This is a genomic window from Actinosynnema pretiosum (assembly GCF_024171695.1).
Taxonomy (GTDB): domain Bacteria; phylum Actinomycetota; class Actinomycetes; order Mycobacteriales; family Pseudonocardiaceae; genus Actinosynnema; species Actinosynnema pretiosum.
On record NZ_JAMTCF010000008.1, the window covers coordinates 344,382 to 364,828 of the forward strand.

The following is a 20,447-nucleotide window of genomic DNA, read 5'->3' on the forward strand; positions in this document are numbered from 1 at the left end:
GGACCGGTGGTGCCGTGGTCTGCGGCGCTGAACCGGTGGGGCTGGGCCGGTGGGGCTGAACCGGCGGTGCCGTGGTCTGCGGCGCTGAGCGGGTAGCGCCGGTGAGCTGGCTCCGGGGTTGCTGAGCAGGCTGGTGTGAAAGGGGCGGTGGGCCATTGGCCCGCCGCCCCTTTCACGTTGTGGTGGGCAAGCGCTTTCCTAGGGAAGATCGGGTCGCTTTGTCGACAACTTTCGGGCTGAGGGGGCTGTTCGCCCGGCTTTGGCAAGCGCTTTCCAAACGAGGGGTGTCGTGAGGTTGCTTTGTCGACAAGTCGCTGTGCGGCAAGCAACTCACCCGCCGGAGCAGCCTTGAACCCCTTGTGGTAAGCGCTTTCCGCAACTCGACTTCGGCGGCTGTCCGGGAGGGGTGTCGAGCCGAGGACGATCAGGTGTTTGGCAAGCGCTTTCCGCCTAGGCGCCGCTCGCTCGTGGGTATGTGCTGTTCGCTCGTGGGCCGGTCCTGTTCGAGGCTCGGTGAACCGCCTTGCTGCCCTCCGCCTCGTTGCCTTTCGACTCTCGGGCCCGTGCGCCCATCCATCCTGCCCGCCACCCGTCCCATCCTGCCCGCCACCCGTCGGCAGCCGTCCGCTGCTCGCTGCCCGCTGTCCGTCACCCGTCGGCCGCCCCCCCGTCGGCCGCCGCCTGCTGCTCGCTGCCCGCCGCCCGCTGCCTGCTGCTCGCTGTCCGCCACCCGCCGTCCGCCGCCCGCCCGCCTGTCCATCGCCCGCCGCCGCCCGCCCCGCCGTCTGCCTGCTCGTCGTCCTCCCGTTCGGCAACAACCCCCGCCGCCCGATATCCGGTCCGCCCTGCCCCCGCCGTGCGTCCGGCGCCAACTGGCGCCCCCCACCCGCCTCCACCCCCACCCGCCCGCTGTCACCCGCCGTGACCTCGCTCGCCCCATCGCGGGTGCCCGTGCGCGATGACCGTGCGTGCTGAACCGATCCCGCCCGCCCCGATGCCGCCCCACCCCCCACTCCCCACCCACCCCGCCAATCCGCCCACCCCCGCCCCCGTTGAGACGCACCCCTGTTACCGCTTCCAGGGGTGGTGCCAACCCGCCCGCGGGTGGAAGGTCGCTGTGGCGCCATGAGGGGACCTCCTGGAAGGGGACTGCGATGACGCGGGACGGAGCCCCTGGAAGCGTTCACCGGTTCGGCCGTCACTCGAACGCGCATCCCGCTGCGGCGTTAGTCGGATGCTCCGGTCGCACTGTCCGGTTTTGGACCCTCGGGACTACCTGGGGTGGTCGAACGGCTCACTGGAACGGGGTTTACGGAATCGGTTCAGGTGGGCAAAAGGCGCAATGCCGGTAACAGCGTGGATACAGACGCTTGACATGCCTCCGTGGCGCGAACCACACTCGCCCACAACCTGGGAGCGCTCCCAGAACAACACCGCCGATCTCATCGAGGAGTTCTCGTGCGCAACCGTCGAGCAGGCCTGGGTAGCCTCCTGGCCTGCACCGCAGTGCTCGCAGCGGTCACCACCGCCTGCGGTTCGGACAGTGGGACCAGTGCCGATGGCAAGATCGAACTCACCGTCGCCACGTTCAACCAGTTCGGGTACGAGGAGCTCCTCAAGGAGTACGAGGCGGCTCACCCCAACATCAAGGTGAGCGAGCGCAAGACCGGCCAGGCCGCTGACCACCACAAGAACCTCTTCACCAAGATGGCGGCGGGCTCCGGCCTCTCCGACATCGAGGGCGTCGAGGAGGGCTACCTCAGCCAGGTCATGACCCGCGCGGGCCAGTTCAACAACCTCAAGGAGATCGGCCCGAACGTCGACGGCCGCTGGCTGGACTGGAAGACCGAGTCGGTCACCGCCAAGGGCGGCGAGCTGATCGGCTACGGCACGGACATCGGCCCGCTGGCCATGTGCTACCGCAAGGACCTCCTGGAGGCCGGTGGCATCGCCACCGACGAGGCGAGCATCACCGCCACCTTCGCCACCTGGGACTCGTACTTCGCCGCGGGCAAGCAGTACGCGGAGAAGACCGGCAAGGCCTGGTTCGACTCGGCCGCGCAGATCTTCAACCCGATGCACAACCAGGCCGAGCTGGGCTACTTCGACAAGGACGACAAGCTCGTCATCGACTCGAACGGCGACAAGGCCATCTGGGGCAAGGTGACCACCGCCGTCGCCCAGGGCCAGTCCGCCAAGCTCAAGGCGTGGACCCCCGAGTGGGAGACCGGCTTCCGCGAGTCGGCCTTCGCCACCAAGACCTGCCCGGCGTGGCTCCTCGGCAACATCGAGAAGAACTCCGGCCCCGAGCACAAGGGCAAGTGGGTCGTCACCGGCTCCTTCCCCGACGGCGGCGGCAACTGGGGCGGCTCGTTCCTGACCGTGCCCAAGCAGAGCAAGCACCCGAAGGAAGCCGCTGAGCTGGCTGCCTGGCTGACCGCGCCCGAGCAGCAGATCAAGGCGTTCAAGGCCAAGAACACCTTCCCGAGCCAGCTCGAGGCGCTCGACAACCCCGAGCTGACCGAGAGCACCAACGAGTACTTCGGCCAGCAGGTCGGCAAGCTCTACGCGGAGCAGGCCAAGAAGGTCGACGTGGCCCAGTACAAGGGCCCGAAGGACGGCCAGATCCAGGACGACATCGTCGGCCCGGCGCTGATCTCCGTCGAGCAGGGCACCAACGCGGACGAGGCGTGGAAGAAGGTCGTCGAGGACGCCCAGAAGGCGACCAAGTGACCACCGACACCTCGGTGGCGAGCGGGCGGGGCGCTTCGCCCCGCCCGCCGCGGCGTCCTGAGGGAGACGACTCGGTGGGGCTCGTCGACCCCACCCGCCGCTACCGGTTCAGCAACCTCGACGCGAAGTACTCGCCTTACCTGTTCGTGGCGCCGTTCTTCCTGCTGTTCACGGTCGTCGGCCTGTTCCCGCTGCTGTACACCGCCTACATCTCCCTGTTCGACTGGGAGATGGGGCTGGACGGCGAGTTCATCGGCCTCGACAACTACGTCGAGCTGCTCAGCGACCCGCAGTTCTGGAACGCGATGGTCAACACGTTCAGCATCTTCCTGATGTCGAGCGTGCCGCAGATCATCGTCGCCGTCCTGATCGCCGCGCTGCTCAACACCGCGCTGCGCGGGCGCACGTTGTGGCGCATGGGCGTGCTGCTGCCCTACGTGGCCAGCCTCGTCGCGCTCACCCTGATCTTCGGCGACCTGTTCGGCGTCCAGTACGGCATGATCAACGACTGGCTTGAGGCCATCGGCTTCGACCGGATCAACTGGCAGGCCGAGCGCTGGTGGAGCCACGTCGCCATCGCCACCATGGTCGACTGGCGCTGGACCGGCTACAACGCGCTCATCGTGCTCGCCGCCATGCAGGCCATCCCGCGCGACGTGTACGAGGCCGCGGTCGTCGACGGCGCGGGCACCATGCGGCGCTTCTTCAGCGTCACGCTGCCCATGCTCCGCCCGACGATCATCTTCGTCGTCATCACCTCGACCATCGGCGGCCTGCAGATCTTCACCGAGCCGCTGCTGTTCGAGCCTGGCGGCGGCAGCGCCAACGGTGGCGCCAGCAACCAGTTCCAGACGGTGATGCTCTACATGTACCAGGCCTTCTACAGCAAGTACGAGCTCGGTTACGCCTCCGCGGTGGCCTGGGTGCTGTTCGTCGTCGTCATCGCGATCGCCGGGATCAACTTCATGCTCACCCGCCGGATCGCCTCCAGTGGGGAGGACTAGACCGTGTCGGAGAAGCGCCCCGGTTTCGCGGTCTACGGACCGCTGATCGCGTTCATCATCGCGTCGGCCTTCCCGTTCTACTGGGCCTTCCTGGTCGGCAGCCACGACGACGCGCACTTCAAGGCCGAGCAGCCCTGGCTCCCCGGCGGCAACTTCCTGGTCAACGCCCGCGACGTCCTGGACAAGATCGAGTTCTGGAAGGCGCTGGGCAACAGCCTCATCGTCTCCTCGACGGTGACCGTCTCGGTCGTGTTCCTCTCCAGCCTGGCCGGCTTCGCCTTCGCCAAGCTGCGCTTCAAGGGCCGGGGCCCGCTGCTGCTGTTCGTCGTCGCGACCCTCGCGGTGCCGACCCAGCTGGGGATCATCCCGCTGTACATGGCGATGTCCGAGTTCGGCTGGGCCGGTGAGCTGGGCGCGGTGATCGTGCCGAACCTGATCACCGCCTTCGGCGTGTTCTGGATGCGCCAGTTCATCGCGGACGCCGTGCCGGACGAGCTCGTCGAAGCGGCCCGCATGGACGGTTGCAGCCTCCTCAGCACCTACTGGCACGTGTGCCTGCCCGCGGTCCGCCCGGCGGCGGCGATGCTCGGCATCTTCACGTTCATGACGTCCTGGAACGACTTCCTCTGGCCGCTGATCGCGCTGAACGCCGAGAACCCGACCATCCAGGTCGCGCTGGAGAAGCTCAAGAGCGGTTACTACATCAACAACTCGCTCGTGCTCGCCGGGACCACGATGGCCACCGTCCCGGTGCTGATCGTGTTCCTCGTACTCGGGCGGCAGATCGTCGCCGGGATCATGCAGGGTGCTGTGAAGGGGTAGTTGTGGAGTCCATTTCCTTTCCCGAGGGCTTCGTGTGGGGGGCCGCGACAGCGGCGTTCCAGATCGAGGGGGCGTCCAAGGAGGACGGTCGCTCCCCGTCCATCTGGGACACCTTCTGCGCGCTGCCCGGCGCCGTCGCCGGTGGTGACAACGGTGACGTGGCCGTGGACCACTACCACCGGGTCGAGCAGGACGTCGCGATGATGGCCGACCTCGGCCTCGGCGCGTACCGCTTCTCCACCGCCTGGCCGAGGATCCGCCCCGACGGCGGCGAGCCCAACCAGGCCGGGCTGGACTTCTACAGCAGGCTGGTCGACACCCTGCTGGAGCGCGGCATCGACCCGTGGGTCACGCTCTACCACTGGGACCTCCCGCAGGCCCTGGAGGACGCGGGCGGCTGGGCCAACCGGGACACCGCGCACCGGTTCGCCGACTACGCGGCCACGGTCGTGGAGGCGCTCGGCGACCGGGTGTCCAACTGGACCACGCTGAACGAGCCGTGGTGCTCGGCGTTCCTCGGCTACGCGGGCGGCATCCACGCGCCCGGCCGCCAGGAGCCCGCCGCCGCCGTCGCGGCCGTGCACCACCTGCTGCTCGGCCACGGCCTCGCCACCGCGGCGATCCGCTCGGCCAAGCCGGAGGCCAAGGTCGGCATCACGCTCAACATGTACCCGATCATCCCCGCCGACCCCTCGTCCGAGGCGGACCTGGACGCGGTGCGGCGGCTCGACGGGCTGCAGAACCGGATCTTCCTGGACCCGCTGTTCAAGGGCGAGTACCCGGCGGACATCGTCGCGGACCTCGCGCCGCACGGGTTCGCCGACCACATCAAGCCCGAGGACCTGGCGATCATCTCGGCGCCGCTGGACCAGCTCGGCGTGAACTACTACACCGAGCACTTCGTCAGCTCCGAGCCCGCCGCGCCCAGCGAGCCCAAGCCGGGCCGCCGCGCCACCGGGTCGCCGTGGGTCGGCGCCGAGCACGTCAGCTTCCCGGTCCGGGACGACGCGACGCGCACCGACATGGAGTGGGAGGTGCGACCGCGCGGGATCTACCAGCTCCTCACCCGGCTGCACGAGGAGTACCCGCGCCTGCCGATCTACATCACCGAGAACGGCGCGGCCTACCGCGACTCGGTGGCCGACGACGGCTCGGTGAACGACCCGGAGCGGCTGGCGTACATCGACTCGCACCTGCGCGCGGCGCACGACGCGATCAGCGAGGGCGTCGACCTCCGCGGCTACTTCGCGTGGTCGCTGATGGACAACTTCGAGTGGGCCGAGGGTTACGCCAAGCGGTTCGGGATCGTGCATGTCGACTACGGCACGCAGGTCAGGACGCCTAAGATGAGCGCCATGTGGTACTCCGAGGTCGCCCGCGGCAACGCGCTGCCCGCGCCGTCAGCGACGGCTGCGCCGTGACCGACGCCGTTGAGCCGCCCAAGGCCCGAAGGCCCCCGACCAGGCTCGAAGAGGTCGCCAGAGCCGCCGGGGTGTCCAAGTCGACCGTGTCGAGGGTGATCAACGGCGAGCCGTACGTCAGCACCAAGGCGCGCGAGGCCGTTCACCAGGCGATCGTTCAGCTGGGGTACAGCCCCAACCAGGCCGCCCGCACCCTTGCGGGCAGCAGGGCGAACTGCATCGCGCTGGTGGTGTCCGAACAGGGCAGCCGGGTGCTGGCGGACCCGTTCTTCGCGGGCGTGCTGCGAGGCGTGCACGCGGAGCTGTCGGGCAAGAGGGTCCAGCTCGTGCTCATGATGAGCAAGGAGGGCGACGAGCAGGACCTGGTGAACTACCTGTGCGGCGGCCACGTCGACGGCGTGCTGGTGATCAGCCTGCACGGCCAGGACCCGCTGCCCCGCGTGCTCGCCGACGCGGGCCTGCCCACCGTCGTCGGTGGCAGGCCCCTCGGCGCGGGCGGGGTGCCGTACGTGGACTCGGACAACTTCAACGGGGCCATGGAGGCGGCCAAGCACCTGGTCTCGCTGGGGCGCACGAGGATCGCGACCATAGCGGGCCCGAAGGACATGGCCGTGGGCATGGACCGCCTGAGCGGGTTCAAGCGGGCGCTGAGCCAGGCCGGGCTGCGCGACGACCTGGTCGCGTTCGGCGACTTCACCCCGACCAGCGGCGCCGCCGCGATGGACGAGCTGCTGACCCGCGAGCCCGCGCTGGACGCGGTGTTCGTGGGGGCCGACATCATGGCGATGGGCGCGCTGCAGGCGCTGCACGCGCACGGCAAGCGGGTGCCGCAGGACGTGGCCGTGGTGGGCTTCGACGACCTGGTCCTGGCGTCGACGGCGGTCCCGCCGCTGACGACGGTCCGGCAGGACGTGGAGCAGCTGGGCCGCACGATGACGTGGCGGCTGATGGCGGAGCTGACGGGCGAGGAGAACCTCCCCCCGTTCCTGCTCCTGCCGACCTCGCTGGTGCACCGGGCCAGCGCGTAGCGCCCGGACCACCTGCCGCTACCTCGCGTAGTGGTAGCGGCAGGCGGCGATCCGGATCTCGTCCTCCGCGATCTTGTAGACCAGGCGGTGCTCGTCGGTGATCCGGCGCGACCAGTAGCCCTGGAAGCCGTGCTTGAGCGGCTCGGGCTTGCCGATGCCCTCGTTGCCGTTGCGCTGGACGTCCTTGATCAGCTCGTTGACGCGCTTGAGCACCTTGCGGTCCTCGGTCTGCCACCAGAGGTAGTCGGCCCAGGCGTGCTCGTCCCAGATGAACTTCACTCGACCAGCTCGTGGTGCTCGCCGCCGCCGGATTCCAAGCGTTCGATCGAGTTGAACACGCGCCGCGCGTTCTCCGTGCTGCGGAGCAGGTAGAGGGACTCCTTCATGGACTGGTAGTCGTCGAGTGCGACGATCACCACCGAGTCGCGTCCCGCGCGGGTGATCACGACTTCCTCACGGTCGTTGATCACGGAGTCGAGCGTCTCGGCGTAGTTGGCGCGTGATTCGGAATAGCTCATGATCTTCACCTGTGACACCTTTCGACGTACAAGATATTGTACGTATCCCGTTGTGAAGCGCCAAGGGCGAGCGAGTCACCTGCAATTCACCCGATCCGCGCACCGGGCAGCTCTTTACACCGCACTTCGGCGGTCGTTACGTTTTTCTTCCACCCGCTCTGGGAGCGCTCCCAGAAACGGTGGTCGGGTCGGTCGTCCCCCGACCGCCCGGAGCCAGGCGCGGGAGGAGGCGTCCCTTTCGCCCACCGCCTCCTCCCGACCCCGGCCCGGTTCGCGCTCGACCCGCACGGCCCGCCAGGTCTCCGCTCGACTCCCGCTCGACCGGCCCGACCAGCTCAGCCCGCTCAGCCCGCCAGGCCCCCGCTCCACCGGCCCGGCCCCCGCTCCACCGCTCGCCCTGCCCGGCACCCGCCCGAACCGCGCAAAGGAGCGCCGTGATGGCACCGCGCCAGCCAGAGCCCACCCCGCCCGTCACCGCACGGGCGCGGCGCGGGAGCCGATTACCCGCCCTCCTGGCAGCCCTCGTCACGGCCGCCGCCACGCTCGTCGCCATCGTCGCCACCAGCCCCGCCCCCGTCGCGCAGGCCGCGCCCGCGAGCCAGCCGCACACCTGGAAGAACGTCGAGATCCAGGGCGGCGGGTTCGTGCCCGGCATCGTCTTCAGCCCCGCCGAGCGGAACCTGGTCTACGCGCGCACCGACATCGGCGGCGCCTACCGCTGGAACCAGGCCACCGGCCGCTGGACCCCGCTGCTCGACGCCGTCGGCTGGGACCGCTGGGGCCACAACGGCGTCATCTCGATCGCCCCGGACCCCAAGAACGCCGCCAAGGTCTACGCCGCCGTCGGCATGTACACCAACAGCTGGGACCCGAACAACGGCGCCGTCCTGCGCTCCTCCGACCGGGGCGCGACCTGGCAGTCCACCAGCCTCCCGTTCAAGCTCGGCGGCAACATGCCGGGCCGGGGCATGGGCGAGCGCCTCGCGGTCGACCCGAACGACCCGCGCGTGCTCCACCTCGGCGCCCCCAGCGGCAACGGGCTGTGGCGCAGCACCGACAGCGGCGTCACCTGGGCGAAGGTCACCGCGTTCCCCAACCCCGGCACCTACGTCGCCGACCCGAACGACACCACCGGCTACAACAGCGACAACCAGGGCGTCACCTGGGTCACCTACGACCCGCGCTCGTCCGCGTCCGGCGCCCCCAGCCGCACGATCTACGTGGGCGTCGCCGACAAGCAGAACACCGTCTACCGCACCACGGACGCGGGCGCGACGTGGACCAGGCTCGCCGGTCAGCCCACCGGCTACCTCGCGCACAAGGGCGTCCTGGACACCACCGGCGGCTTCCTCTACCTCGCCACCAGCGACACCGGCGGCCCGTACGACGGCGCCAAGGGCGACGTGTGGAAGTACGACACGGCTTCCGGCGCGTGGACCAGGATCAGCCCGATCCCGTCCGACAGCGCCGACGACTACTTCGGCTACAGCGGCCTCACCATCGACCGCAACAACCCCAGCACGATCATGGTCACCACCCAGATCTCCTGGTGGCCGGACATCATCGTGTTCCGCTCCACCGACGCGGGCGCGACCTGGACCCGCATCTGGGACTTCACCAACTACCCCAACCGCAGCTTCCGCTACACCATGGACATCACCGCCTCCCCGTGGCTGAGCTGGGGGGCCAACCCGCAGCCGCCCGAGGTCACGCCCAAGCTCGGCTGGATGACCGAGTCGATGGAGATCGACCCGTTCGACTCGGACCGGATGCTCTACGGCACCGGCGCGACGATCTACGGCACCACCAACCTCACCGCCTGGGACCGGGGCGGCCAGATCACCCTCAAGCCCACGGCGGCGGGTCTGGAGGAGACCAGCGTGCTCGACCTGGTCAGCCCGCCCACCGGCGCGGCCCCGCTGGTCAGCGCGCTCGGCGACATCGGCGGGTTCCGGCACGCGGATCTGGCCAAGGTGCCGCCGATGATGTTCACCCAGCCCAACTTCACCTCCACCACCAGCCTGGACTACGCCGAGACCAACGCCTCGGTGATGGTCCGCTCCGGCAACTCCGACGCCGCCCCGCACGTCGCGTTCTCCACGGACGGCGGCGCGAACTGGTTCGGCGGGACCGATCCGGGCGGGGTGACCGGCGGTGGCACGGTCGCGGCGGCGGCGGACGGCAGCCGGTTCGTCTGGAGCCCGGCGGGCGCGGGGGTGCACCTCTCGGTGGGCTTCGGCAACTCCTGGACCGCGTCGAGCGGCGTGCCCGCGGGCGCGGTGGTCGAGTCGGACCGGGTGAACCCGAGGAAGTTCTACGCGCTGGCCGCGAACCGCGTCTACACCAGCACCGACGGCGGCGCGACGTTCACGGCGGGCGCGTCGGTGGCGGCGACCAAGCTGCACGCCGTGCCCGGCCGCGAGGGCGAGCTGTGGCTGGCGGGCGAGGGCGGGCTGTTCCGGTCCACCGACGGCGGCGCGACCGCCGCCAAGCAGGCGAACGTGACGAGCGCGGTGAACGTCGGCTTCGGCAAGGCCGCGCCCGGCAGCACCTACCCGGCGCTGTACGCGGTGCTCACCACCGGCGGCGTGACCGGCGTGCTCCGCTCCGACGACACCGGGGCGAACTGGGTCCGGATCAACGACGACCAGCACCAGTACGGCAACGCGGGCGAGGCGATCACCGGCGACCCGAGGGTCTACGGGCGGGTCTACCTCGGCACGAACGGGCGCGGGATCCTGTACGCCGACCCGAGCGGGCCGCCGCCGAGCACGACGACGACCACCACGACCACCACGACCACCACGACCACCACGACCGGCGGTGGGACCACGACCACCACCACGACCACCACCACGACGACGGTCCCGCCCTCGGCGTCGTGCGCGGTCGAGTACCGGGTGCAGAACCAGTGGTCCGGCGGGTTCCAGGGAACCGTGCGGATCACCAACCGGGGCACGACGGCCGTCAGCGGGTGGTCGCTGAGGTGGACCTACGCGAACGGCCAGCGGGTGACCAGCGCGTGGAACGGCAAGGCCGCGCAGAGCGGCGCCGAGGTCACGGTGACCAACGAGGGCTGGAACGGGACCATCGGCGCTGGGAGCGCGGTGGAGTTCGGATTCCAGGCGAGCTGGCAGGGCAGCAACGCCAACCCCACCGCGTTCACGCTCAACGGTGGTTCCTGCTCACCGGTGTGAGGCCCTCGTGCGGGTCCCGGCGGCGCGGCTGCGCGACACAGCCGCGCCGCCGGGGCGCGTCCGCAGGAGCGCGGCGGAGCCCGCGCGGCCCGAGGGTCTCAGCGCCGGTCGGTCGCGGCCTCGGCGCGCTTGCGGGCCTCGCGCCGCAGCTGCAGGATGCGGGCCGCGCCCACCAGCGCCACCAGCAGCGCGCCCGCGATCGCGGACAGCAGCAGCGCCACGCCCAGCGGCAGCGTGCTGGTGCCGCCGAGGAACGTGATGGTCGCGCCCGCCTGGTTCTGCAGGATGAACACCAGCAGGAACAGCAGCACCACGGCGGAGGCCACGACCGCCACCCACGCGCCGCTGATCCTGGTCGGCCGGGTGCGCTCGTGCCCGCGCCTGGCGGCCTTGTCGGCCGGGACCGGGGCGGGGGTGGGTGTCGGGGTGGGCGCCGCCGAACCGGGGGCGGCCGAACCGGGCACCGTCGAACCGGGGGCGGCGGGACTCGCCCCCCTGCCGTCGGGGGTGGTGCGCGTCGGACGCGTGGCGTCGACCCTGGGCGTGGGCACGGCCTCCGGTGGCGCGGGGTCCACGGCCGGAGCGCGCTTGTCTTCGCGTGGAGCGGTCACCCGCCGATTCTCGCCCCGCGCCCACGCCGCCGCGACTCAGCGCGCCGCCGCCCGGCCCGAGGTCACCCGCACGGCGGCCGGTACTCCAGCGAGTCGAAGTACCGGGACCACTCCTCGCGGCTGATCGGCTCGCGCACCGACGCGCACAGCTGCTCCACGACGTGGTCCAGGTCGAACTCCCAGTGCCGGAACGTCCCGTCCGCGCGCGCGGTCACCACCTCGCCCCAGGTCTCCCCGAACGACACCCCGTACACGCCCTCGCTGCTGCCGCTGATCCGCCCGGCGGCGCGCGGCCGGGAGGCGTCGGCCAGGTCCCACAGCCGCACGGTGTCGTCCCGGCCGACCGTGGCCAGCGCGGTGCTGTCGTGCCGGAACCCGAGCGCCCGCACCGGCTGCCGGTGCCCGTCCAGCTCGGCGATCCGGCGCGGCCCCTCCGGCGCCGACACGTCCCACAGCCGCACCGCGCCGCTCACCCCGCCCAGCGCGACCGTGCGGCGGTCGGGGGCGAGCGCGACCACGGACACGTCCTCCCCGTCGGACAGCTGCGCGGTCTGCCTCGGCGCGGTGGGGTCGGCGACGTCCCACAACCGCACCCGGCTCTGGTTGTCGGTGGTCGCCAGCACCCGGCTGTCCCGGCTGAACGCGAGCGCGGTGACCCAGCGCGGGTGGTCGGGCAGCACGCCGATCAACCGGGGTTCGGCGGGGTCGGCGGCGTCCCACAGCTCGACGGCCATCGCCTCCCGCACCAGCGCGAGCAGCTTGCCGTTCGGCGCGTAGGACAGCTGGGTGACCTGGCCGTCGAAGGTGTGCGCGGCGACCGGGTGGCGGGCGTCGGTGGCGTCCCACAGCCGGGCGCCGGGGCTCTCCAGCGTGGTCGCGAACGCCTGCGCGGCGGAGGTCACGGCGAACGAGGTGACCGCGTCGACCGGGGTGGTGAGCGTGCCGATGCGCGGGTAGATGGCGTCGTCGACCGGTTCGCCGACGCGGGCGCTGGGCAGCGGGCGGCCGTCCGGGGACAGCGCGGGGGAGGTGCGCACGGACCGGCTGACCGTGCTGCCGGACTTGCCCGCGTGCGCGCCGAGCACCGCGTCGCGCAGGTCGTCGGTGCCGCTGAGCCGGTGGGCGGCGATCACCAGCTGGTCGGCGACCAGCGGGTCGCTCTCGCGCTTGCCGAGGGACTCGTTGGCGGCGAACCGGGCCAGCGCGATGTTGCGCTGCTCGGTCGCGGCCTCCTGGGCCCGGATGGTCTGCACCATCGCGCCGCCCGCGAGCAGCAGCAGCACCGCCAGCAGCGCCACGAGCTGGCGGAGCCTGCGGGTCTGCCGGTGCGCGAGGCGGCGCTCGCGGTCGCGGGCCTGGGAGCTGGCGGCGAGGAACTCGCGCTCGCGCGCCGACGTGCGGGCGCGCGGGCGGCGGGTCCACTCCAGCGCGGTGTCCAGGCGGGTGCCCCGGTAGAGGGCGTCCGGGGCGCGGTGCAGGGAGATCCACGTCGCGGCGGCCTCGGTGAGCTGGCGCAGGGTGCGCAGGCCCTCGCGGTCCTCGGCGAGCCAGCCGCGCAGGCGGGGCCAGGAGCGGATCAGGGCCTCGTGGGCGATCTCCACGCGGTCGCGGTCGAGGGTGAGCAGGCGGGCGTGGGCGAGGCGGTCGAGCACCACGTCGACGTCCACGTCGTCGTCCAGCTCGGCGCGCGGCAGGCTGCGCTTGGTGTCCTCGGTGCCGTCGCCGAGCGCGGTCAGCCGCAGGAACACCTGGCGGGCCAGCTCGCGCTGCTGGCGTTCGAGGGAGGTGTAGGTGCGCTCGGCGGTCTGCGCGATGGCGTACTGCACGCCGCCCGCCGCCTCGTAACCGGCGAGGGTGAGCGTCGCGCCCCGGCGGCGGCGCCAGGTCTCCAGGAGGGCGTGCGAGAGCAGCGGGAGCACGCCGGGCTGGCCGGTCGCGTCGGCGACGAGGCGGGAGACCAGGGCGGTCTCGACGGTGCAGGAGGCCTTCACGGCGGGCTGCATGATCGCCTGGCGGAGTTCCTCGGTGCCCATGGGGCCGATGAGGAGCTGGTTGTCCTCCAGCGCGGCGACCAGGTCGGGGTGCTGGGCGCAGTGGCCGTAGAAGTCGGCGCGGACGCTGATCACCACGTGCTGCGGGGCGTCGAGCAGCTCGGCGATGAACGCGGCGCGGCGGGCGGTGTCCGAGCAGAGCGTGAAGACCTCCTCGAACTGGTCGATGATCACCAGGTCGGCGGTGGCCTCGGGGAGGGCGAGACCGGAGGCGGACGGGGTGGTGAGGAGCGTCGAGCCGGTGAACCGGGCGACCAGCCCGGCTTGCAGCAGCGAGGACTTGCCCGCGCCGGACGCGCCGAACAGGGCGGTGAACGGGGCCGAGGCGACCCTGGAGAGGAGGTCGTCGAGGAGCTGGTCGCGGCCGAAGAACCACTCGGAGTCGCGGGTCTGGAACGCGGCGAGCCCGGCGTAGGGCGGGTGCTGCTCGACCGGCGGCGGTTCCTCGGGCGCGACGGCGGCGGCGACCTCGTGCCACCGGTCCTCCCAGGCGGCGACGTCGCCCTCGCAGGCGCGGACGTAGGCGAGGGTGACGGCGAGGCTCGGCAGCTTCCGACCGCCCGCGGCGTCGGAGAGGGTGGTGGCGGAGTAGTGGGCCTTGGCGCCGAGCTGCCGGTAGCTGTGCCCGCCCGCGCGGTCGCGCAGCGAGCGCAGGTCGGCGGCGAACTTGAGCAGCGGGGTGTCACCGACGTCCAGGGGACGCTCTCCACGCGGCACAGCCGTCCACCCCCTCGTGAGGTCGATTGTCTGTGTCTGGGTGACGCGGAGTCCAGGTCTGACGGGTGGTCCGGGAACCATACCCACCGGTCGGGTGGTGGGTGAACCTGTTCTGCGGTAAGGGAATCGAGTTGTGGCGACTGCGCGTGATCATGTTAGTGGGGGATGGGTGAAGGGGACGCGCACCCCGTTCCCCCGTACGCCGCAACGGATCGCGGCTGCGCGGGGGAGGGGTTGGGCGAACCGGGGGTGCGGGGGCGGGGCCGGAGTGGGGTGGGGGGTGTTGGGGATTGGAATGGCGCGGGACGCGGGACGCGGACCACGGGACGCAGGGCGCGGGCTACGAGCCACGGGACGTGGGACGCAGGGCACGGGCACGGGCCACGCCACGGGCCACGGGGCGCGGGGCACGGGAAGCGGGCCACGGGGCGCGGGACGTGGGACGTGGGACGAACGGTGGGCGGGGGCGAGCGGAAGCCCGGCTTCGCTATCCCAGTTCGCCCGGCTTGCCCCCGGCCCACTCCACTGCCCCACCCCCGACCCGCCCTGCTTGCTCTCGGTCCGCTCGGCTCGCCCCTGTAACACCCTGCTTGCCAGGCTCGGGACTGTCCGGTTTGCTCGTGCGGGCTGGCGGGCTGGCGGGCTGGCGGGCTGGCGGGCTGGCGGGCTGGCGGGCTGGCGGGCTGGCGGGCTGGCGGGCTGGCGGGGCCTGAGCCGCCGCCGACCCGGTTCCGGCCGGGTTCGTCGCGTTGGCGGGTGGCGGAGGCCTGAGCGTTCGTCGCCGTCGTCCCGGTTCCGGCCGGGTTCGTCGCGTTGTCGCCGGTTCGGCGGTGTGGCGCCGTTTGTTGCGGTCGTCTGCTGCGGGGGTGGCGCCGTTTGTTGCGGTCGTCTGGTGCGGGGGTGGTGCGGGGAGCGGGTCAGGCCAGGGCCGAGGTCACGTACGGCTCGGGGTCGGCCAGGATCGCGCGGACCGCGCTGGTCGCCGCGCCGCGCACCGCCGCTTCGCCGCCCAGCGAGGACGCGGTCACCGTCACCGGGGACCAGGCCGCGCTCACCACGCGTCCGCCCAGCTCCGCCTCCAGGGTCGGGCGCAGCCAGGGTTCCAGGCGGGCGTACGCGCCTCCCAGCACCACCGCGGGCAGGCCGAGCAGGTTCACCGCCCCGGCCAGGGCGATTCCCAGCCACTTCGCCGCCGTTCGCACTGCTGCGACCGCCGGTGGAGCGGCTGCGTCGAGCAGGGTCAGCAGGGCTTCCACGTCGTTCGCGCCCGCCGCGCGCAGGATCTCGTCCTGGCCCGCCAAACGTTCCAGGCAGCCGCGCGAGCCGCAGGTGCAGCGCGGGCCGTTCGGGTCCACCGAGAGGTGGCCGATCTCGCCGCCGAAGCCGGACACGCCCTCGAACAGACCCGCGTCCACCACGATGCCCGCGCCGATGCCGATCTCGCCGGAGACGTGCACGAAGTCCCTGGGCACGTCGCCGTGCCACAGCTCGGCCAGCGCGGCGAGGTTCGCCTCGTTGCCGACCTGCACTGGCAGACCGCCCGCGTCCGCCCCCAGCAACCGGCCCAGCTCGCCGCGCACGTCCACCTCGCGCCACCCGAGGTTCGGGGCCACCCGGAGCACGCCGCTGGCCGACTCGACCAGGCCCGGCACCGCCACCCCGATGCCACCGACCGGCACGTCCTCCCTGGTCGCGGTGCGCACCGCGGCGGCCACCTCGCCCAGCACGACGGCCGGGGAGGACGCCCGGTTGTCGCTGTCGCGCACCCAGCGCTTGCGCACCCGGCCGGTCAGGTCGACCAGGCAGGTGGCCAGGTAGTCGACCCCGACCTCGACGCCGAGGCCGTGCGGCCCGGTGGGGGACAGGTGCAGCGCGGTTCCACGCCTTCCGGGGCCGCTGCGGGCCTCGGCCGCGCCCTCGACCACCAGCGCGGCGCCGATCATCCGGTCGACGAGGCTGGACACGGTGGCCTTGGTGAGACCGGTCCTGGTGGCCACGGCGGCGCGGGACGAACCGGGAGCGGTGGCGATCGCGTCGAGCACGAGCGCCGAGTTCAGCCTGCGGACGGTGTGCTGACCGGCCGGACCAGGACGGCTGGACGCGGGAGACCCCGGAGTGGAGCGGCTTGAGGGGGAGGAGGGCTGATGACCTGAGCGGCTGACAGCGATGGGCGGCGTTGGGTCCGGTTGGCCGAGGGTGGTGGACCGGGGCGGTTCCGCGTCGGTTCCGGCGGTCGCCTTCTCGTCAGCCGTCTCGCCGGTCGCCGCTCCGGCCGTCACCGGTGCCCCCGCCCCGGAAGCGCCCACCCGCTGCCCTGCGGTTCCCGGAGCGCTCTGCTTCGCTGTTCGCGGGGCTTGCCGGTTGGTCGGCTGCGGGCTGGACACCACTGGATAGTATCCGTCGAACGCGATAAGTTCAGGCATCAAACTTATTGGAGGTTCACCGTGACCGACTTCAGCTTCGGCCTGTGGACGGTTGGCTGGCAGGGTCGTGACCCGTTCGGGGACGCGACCCGCCCCGTCCTCGACGCGCCAACGGCGGTGCGCAAGCTCGCCGAGCTGGGCGCCTGGGGCGTCACCTTCCACGACGACGACCTGATCCCCTTCGGGGCCAGCGCCGCCGAGCGGGACCAGCGGGTCTCCGCGTTCCGCAGCGCGCTCGACGAGACCGGGCTCGTCGTGCCGATGGTGACGACGAACCTGTTCACCCACCCCGTCTTCAAGGACGGCGGTTTCACCAGCAACGACCGGTCGGTGCGCCGGTTCGCGCTGCGCAAGGTGCTGCGCAACCTGGAGCTGGCCGCCGAGCTGGGCGCCAAGACGATCGTGCTGTGGGGCGGTCGCGAGGGCTCCGAGACGGACGCGGGCAAGGACGTGCAGGCGGCGCTGGAGCGGTACCGCGAGGCGCTGGACACGGTCGCGCAGCACTCCGTCGACCAGGGCTACGGGTTCCGGTTCGCGCTGGAGCCCAAGCCCAACGAGCCGCGCGGCGACATCCTGCTGCCGACCGTCGGGCACGCGCTCGCGTTCATCTCCACCCTCCAGCACCACGAGCTGGTCGGCGTGAACCCCGAGGTCGGCCACGAGCAGATGGCCAACCTGAACTTCGTCCACGGCATCGCGCAGGCGCTGTGGCAGAAGAAGCTGTTCCACATCGACCTCAACGGGCAGAAGGGGCCGCGCTTCGACCAGGACCTGGTCTTCGGGCACGGCGACCTGCTCTCGGCGTTCTTCCTGGTCGACCTCCTGGAGAACGGCGGCTACGACGGCCCCCGCCACTTCGACTACAAGCCGCTGCGCACCGAGGACGTCGACGGCGTGTGGGACAGCGCCGCCGCGAACATGCGCACCTACACCCTGCTCAAGGAGCGCGCGCAGGCCTACCGCGCCGACCCCGAGGTGCAGGAGGCGCTGCGGGTCAGCGGCGTCACGGAGCAGGCCGTGCCGACGCTCGGCGAGGGCGAGTCCATCGCGGACTTCCTCGCGGCCGACGAGTCGTTCGACCCCGACAAGGCCGCCGAGCGCGGGTACGGGTTCGTGAAGCTGTCGCAGCTGGCCCTGGAGCACCTCCTGGGCGCCCGCTGATGGCGCTGGTCGCGGGCGTCGACTCCTCCACCCAGTCCTGCAAGGTGGTGGTGCGCGACGCCCAGACCGGCGCGCTGGTCCGGGAAGGGCGTGCTTCGCACCCGCCGGGCACCGAGGTGCACCCCGACGAGTGGTGGACCGCGCTGCGGACGGCCATCGACGCCGCAGGTGGGCTCGACGACGTCGAGGCCGTCTCGGTGGCCGCGCAGCAGCACGGCATGGTGTGCCTGGACGCGTCCGGCGAGGTCGTGCGACCCGCGCTGCTGTGGAACGACACGCGGTCGGCGGGCGCCGCCGCGGACCTGACCGCCGAGCTCGGCGCGCAGGCGTGGGCGGACGCCACCGGCAGCGTGCCGGTCGCCTCGCTCACGGTCACCAAGCTGCGGTGGCTGGCCCGGAACGAGCCCGAGGCCGCCGCGCGGGTCGCCGCCGTGTGCCTGCCGCACGACTGGCTGACCTGGAAGCTGCGCGGCGGCGGCGACCTGGCCGACCTGGTCACCGACCGCAGCGACGCGAGCGGCACCGGCTACTGGTCCCCGGTCACCGGCGAGTACCGGCCCGACCTGCTGGAACTGGCCATGGGCCGGGTGCCCGAGGTGCCTCGGGTCGCCGGACCCGCCGAGCTGATCGGCGGCCGGTACGGGGTCGGCGCGGGCGACAACGCGTCGGCCGCGCTGGGCGTGCAGATCCAGCCCGGTGACGTGGTGGTGTCCGTGGGCACGTCCGGTACCGCGTTCGCGCGGTCCGAGGCGGCGGCTGCGGACGGGACCGGGATCGTGAACGGGTTCGCCGACGCGGAGGGCACCTACCTGCCGCTGGTGTGCACGCTGAACGCCTCCCGCGTCCTGGACGCCACCGCCGCGATGCTCGGCGTCGACCTGGACCGGCTGTCCGAGCTGGCGCTGGGCGCGGAGGCCGGTGCGGGCGGGCTGGCCTTCGTGCCGTACCTGGAGGGCGAGCGCACCCCGAACCGGCCGGACTCCACCGGGGCGCTGCACGGGCTGCGGCTGGACACGGCCACGCCCGGACACCTGGCGCGGGCCGCCGTCGAGGGGATGCTGTGCAGCCTCGCGGACGCGATCGACGCGCTGCGGGCCGTCGGCACCCCGGTCAGCCGGGTCCTGCTGATCGGTGGCGGGGCTCGGGCGCGGGCGGTGCGGGAGATCGCGCCCGCCGTGCTCGGGTGCCCGGTGCTGGTGCCCGAGCCGGGGGAGTACGTCGCCGACGGCGCCGCCAGGCAGGCCGCCTGGGCGGTCGGCGGCGCCGACGCCCCGCCGGTCTGGACGTCGCTGACCTCGGCCTCCTTCACCGCCGAGGCCACGCCGTTCGTGCGCGAGCGGTACGCCGAGGCACGGGACCTGACGGTGCCCCGGTTGGGCTGAGGCGCGCGAGCGCGGGACTCGGGCGGGTGATCCGGGGGGTTTCCGGGTCACCCGCCCGCTCGTGCCGGGGGTGCCGCCGAAGGGCGCGGTTGGGGCGGGTCGCTGCGGGTAACCGGGCGCGATCCGCTCAGACCGGAGGTGGGAGCTGTGCGCGCTACCGTGCTCAACTGCACGTTGAAGAAGTCGCCCGCGCCGTCCAACACCGGGGCGCTGGCCTCGGTCGTGGTGGGGGCGCTCCGGGAACGCGGGGTCGACGTCGTCGAGCACCGGATCGCCGACCTCGACGTCGGGCCCGGTGTGGAGACCGACCTCGGGGACGACTGGACCGCCGTGCACCGGGACCTGCTCGGCTCGGAGATCCTGGTCATCGCCACGCCCACCTGGGTCGGCAGGCCCTCGTCCCTGGCCCAGCGGGTGCTGGAGCGGATGGACGCGATGATCTCCGAGCAGGACGGGGACGGCAGGCCCGTCGCCTACAACCGGGTCGCGGGCGTCGTCGTCACGGGCAACGAGGACGGGGCGCACCACGTCGTCAGCGAGGTCGCGGGCGGGCTCGGGGACATCGGGTACACGATCCCCGGACAGGCCTGGACGTACTGGAACATGGGGCCCGGCCCCGGACCCGACTACTCGGACACCGACCACGGGCACGAGTGGGCGCACAGCACCGGGCGGACCATGGCGGCCAACCTGCACGCCGTCGCCGTCGCGCTGGCCGCGAACCCCGTCCCCGCGCCCTAGGGACGCCTGACCCCCGCGCTTCGCCGAGGACGAGAACGAGAACGAAGGCGGAGGCGGGGGCGGGGGAGCGGGTGGGCTCGCGGGTGTGGTGGTCCGGCCCGTGGGCCAGAGGCGTGCCGCGTGCAGGACGGCGCGCAGGACACCGCGTGCGGCGCCGCGCAGGGAAGACCGCAGCAGTGCGGCGCGGGAGAGCGGTGCGGGGGGAACCGGGATGTGTTCGTCGGGCATGAATCCGAAGCTAGAGCGCCCGGTCCACGCCCGGCAGTCGCAGATGTGCAAGTTGTGGACAACCACCGAGCCTGTGGACGAACCGCAGCGGGGACCGGGCGCGGGTGGTAGGGGCGACGGGTCAGAACAGGGCGGTCCAGCCCATCAGCTCCGCCACCACGAAGGCCACCACCAGGACGGTCAGGACGATGACCGCCACCAGGGTCACCACCGGCGCCACCTTCGACGGCATCGGTTGGGGGTGGGACAGGCCTGAGGTCTGGCCCGAGTCCGGCGGCGTGTCGCCCGGCGCGACTCCGCCGCCCGGCTCCAGGCCCGGTGTGCGCGCGGGGTTGGGGTCAGGCGGTTTCGCGGTCATACGGGGCGTGTACCCGACCGGGCCCGTGTGAATCCGACGTCACACGGGTAAA

At 72.3% G+C, this 20,447-nt stretch carries 15 protein-coding genes; 9 read left to right on the forward strand and 6 right to left on the reverse strand.

Translation table 11 applies throughout. The features are described 5' to 3' along the window. Positions 1-1,458: 1,458 nt before the first annotated feature. The 5 genes from LV78_RS18870 to LV78_RS18890 all read left to right on the forward strand — a co-directional run bounded on the left by LV78_RS18870 (position 1,459) and on the right by LV78_RS18890 (position 7,008). On the forward strand, positions 1,459-2,733 hold the full coding sequence (locus tag LV78_RS18870) for an ABC transporter substrate-binding protein (RefSeq protein WP_253846573.1): 1,275 nt from the start codon (positions 1,459-1,461) through the stop codon (positions 2,731-2,733). Positions 2,734-2,807: 74 nt separating this feature from the next. Beyond that, positions 2,808-3,737, forward strand: coding sequence for a carbohydrate ABC transporter permease (locus LV78_RS18875; RefSeq protein ID WP_253846574.1), 930 nt, complete (start codon positions 2,808-2,810; stop codon positions 3,735-3,737). Positions 3,738-3,740: 3 nt separating this feature from the next. Further along, entirely contained in the window at positions 3,741-4,559 is an 819-nt protein-coding gene (locus tag LV78_RS18880) for a carbohydrate ABC transporter permease (RefSeq protein ID WP_253846575.1), read from the forward strand. Positions 4,560-4,561: 2 nt separating this feature from the next. Further along, positions 4,562-5,980 carry a GH1 family beta-glucosidase gene (locus tag LV78_RS18885; RefSeq protein ID WP_253846576.1) on the forward strand — a complete coding sequence of 473 codons (1,419 nt, stop codon included), beginning with the start codon at positions 4,562-4,564 and terminating at the stop codon, positions 5,978-5,980. Beyond that, the gene (locus LV78_RS18890) at positions 5,977-7,008 is read left to right on the forward strand and encodes a LacI family DNA-binding transcriptional regulator (RefSeq protein WP_096492343.1); all 1,032 of its coding nucleotides are present in this window, start codon (positions 5,977-5,979) and stop codon (positions 7,006-7,008) included. The genes LV78_RS18885 and LV78_RS18890 overlap by 4 nt, the downstream gene beginning before the upstream one ends. Positions 7,009-7,026: 18 nt before the next feature. On the opposite strand, the gene LV78_RS18895 is transcribed toward LV78_RS18890, so the two are convergent. After that, positions 7,027-7,287 carry a Txe/YoeB family addiction module toxin gene (locus tag LV78_RS18895; RefSeq protein WP_253846577.1) on the reverse strand — a complete coding sequence of 87 codons (261 nt, stop codon included), beginning with the start codon at positions 7,285-7,287 and terminating at the stop codon, positions 7,027-7,029. Beyond that, positions 7,284-7,526 carry a type II toxin-antitoxin system Phd/YefM family antitoxin gene (locus LV78_RS18900; protein WP_253846656.1) on the reverse strand — a complete coding sequence of 81 codons (243 nt, stop codon included), beginning with the start codon at positions 7,524-7,526 and terminating at the stop codon, positions 7,284-7,286. The genes LV78_RS18895 and LV78_RS18900 overlap by 4 nt, the downstream gene beginning before the upstream one ends. Before the next feature lie 437 nt (positions 7,527-7,963). On the opposite strand from LV78_RS18900, the gene LV78_RS18905 reads away from it, so the two are divergent. After that, a complete protein-coding gene (locus LV78_RS18905) occupies positions 7,964-10,723 on the forward strand; it encodes a cellulose binding domain-containing protein (protein WP_253846578.1) in 2,760 nt (919 codons plus the stop codon). Between the two features lie 98 nt (positions 10,724-10,821). On the opposite strand, the gene LV78_RS41650 is transcribed toward LV78_RS18905, so the two are convergent. From LV78_RS41650 to LV78_RS18920, 3 genes are all read right to left on the reverse strand, one after another. Continuing rightward, positions 10,822-11,334, reverse strand: a complete 513-nt coding sequence (locus LV78_RS41650; protein WP_253846579.1) for a LapA family protein — start codon at positions 11,332-11,334, stop codon at positions 10,822-10,824. 62 nt (positions 11,335-11,396) lie between these two features. After that, entirely contained in the window at positions 11,397-14,102 is a 2,706-nt protein-coding gene (locus LV78_RS40835) for an nSTAND1 domain-containing NTPase (protein WP_308208730.1), read from the reverse strand. 917 nt (positions 14,103-15,019) lie between these two features. Further along, the gene (locus tag LV78_RS18920; protein ID WP_253846580.1) at positions 15,020-16,144 is read right to left on the reverse strand and encodes an ROK family protein; all 1,125 of its coding nucleotides are present in this window, start codon (positions 16,142-16,144) and stop codon (positions 15,020-15,022) included. A 402-nt stretch (positions 16,145-16,546) separates the two neighbouring features. Here LV78_RS18920 and xylA point away from each other — a divergent pair, with 402 nt between their 5' ends. The 3 genes from xylA (at position 16,547) to LV78_RS18935 (ending at position 19,809) form a co-directional block, all read left to right on the forward strand. After that, positions 16,547-17,686, forward strand: coding sequence for a xylose isomerase (xylA, locus tag LV78_RS18925; protein WP_253846581.1), 1,140 nt, complete (start codon positions 16,547-16,549; stop codon positions 17,684-17,686). Further along, positions 17,686-19,068 (forward strand): xylulokinase, encoded by a 1,383-nt coding sequence (gene xylB, locus LV78_RS18930; protein ID WP_253846582.1) that lies wholly within the window; start codon positions 17,686-17,688, stop codon positions 19,066-19,068. The genes xylA and xylB overlap by 1 nt, the downstream gene beginning before the upstream one ends. A gap of 147 nt (positions 19,069-19,215) precedes the next feature. Then, positions 19,216-19,809 (forward strand): flavodoxin family protein, encoded by a 594-nt coding sequence (locus LV78_RS18935; protein WP_253846583.1) that lies wholly within the window; start codon positions 19,216-19,218, stop codon positions 19,807-19,809. 349 nt (positions 19,810-20,158) lie between these two features. Here the strand turns inward: LV78_RS18935 and LV78_RS18940 are convergent, their stop codons facing one another. Next, positions 20,159-20,395: a DUF6480 family protein gene (locus LV78_RS18940; protein WP_253846584.1), complete on the reverse strand. Its 237-nt coding sequence runs from the start codon at positions 20,393-20,395 to the stop codon at positions 20,159-20,161. Positions 20,396-20,447 lie beyond the last annotated feature (52 nt).

Bases quoted from the DNA above. Each gene is read 5' to 3' on its own strand.
- LV78_RS18900 (WP_253846656.1), bottom strand. From the start codon at position 7,526: ATGAGCTATTCCGAATCACGCGCCAACTACGCCGAGACGCTCGACTCC.
- LV78_RS18905 (WP_253846578.1), top strand. From the start codon at position 7,964: ATGGCACCGCGCCAGCCAGAGCCCACCCCGCCCGTCACCGCACGGGCG.
- xylB (WP_253846582.1), top strand. From the start codon at position 17,686: ATGGCGCTGGTCGCGGGCGTCGACTCCTCCACCCAGTCCTGCAAGGTG.
- LV78_RS18940 (WP_253846584.1), bottom strand. From the start codon at position 20,395: ATGACCGCGAAACCGCCTGACCCCAACCCCGCGCGCACACCGGGCCTG.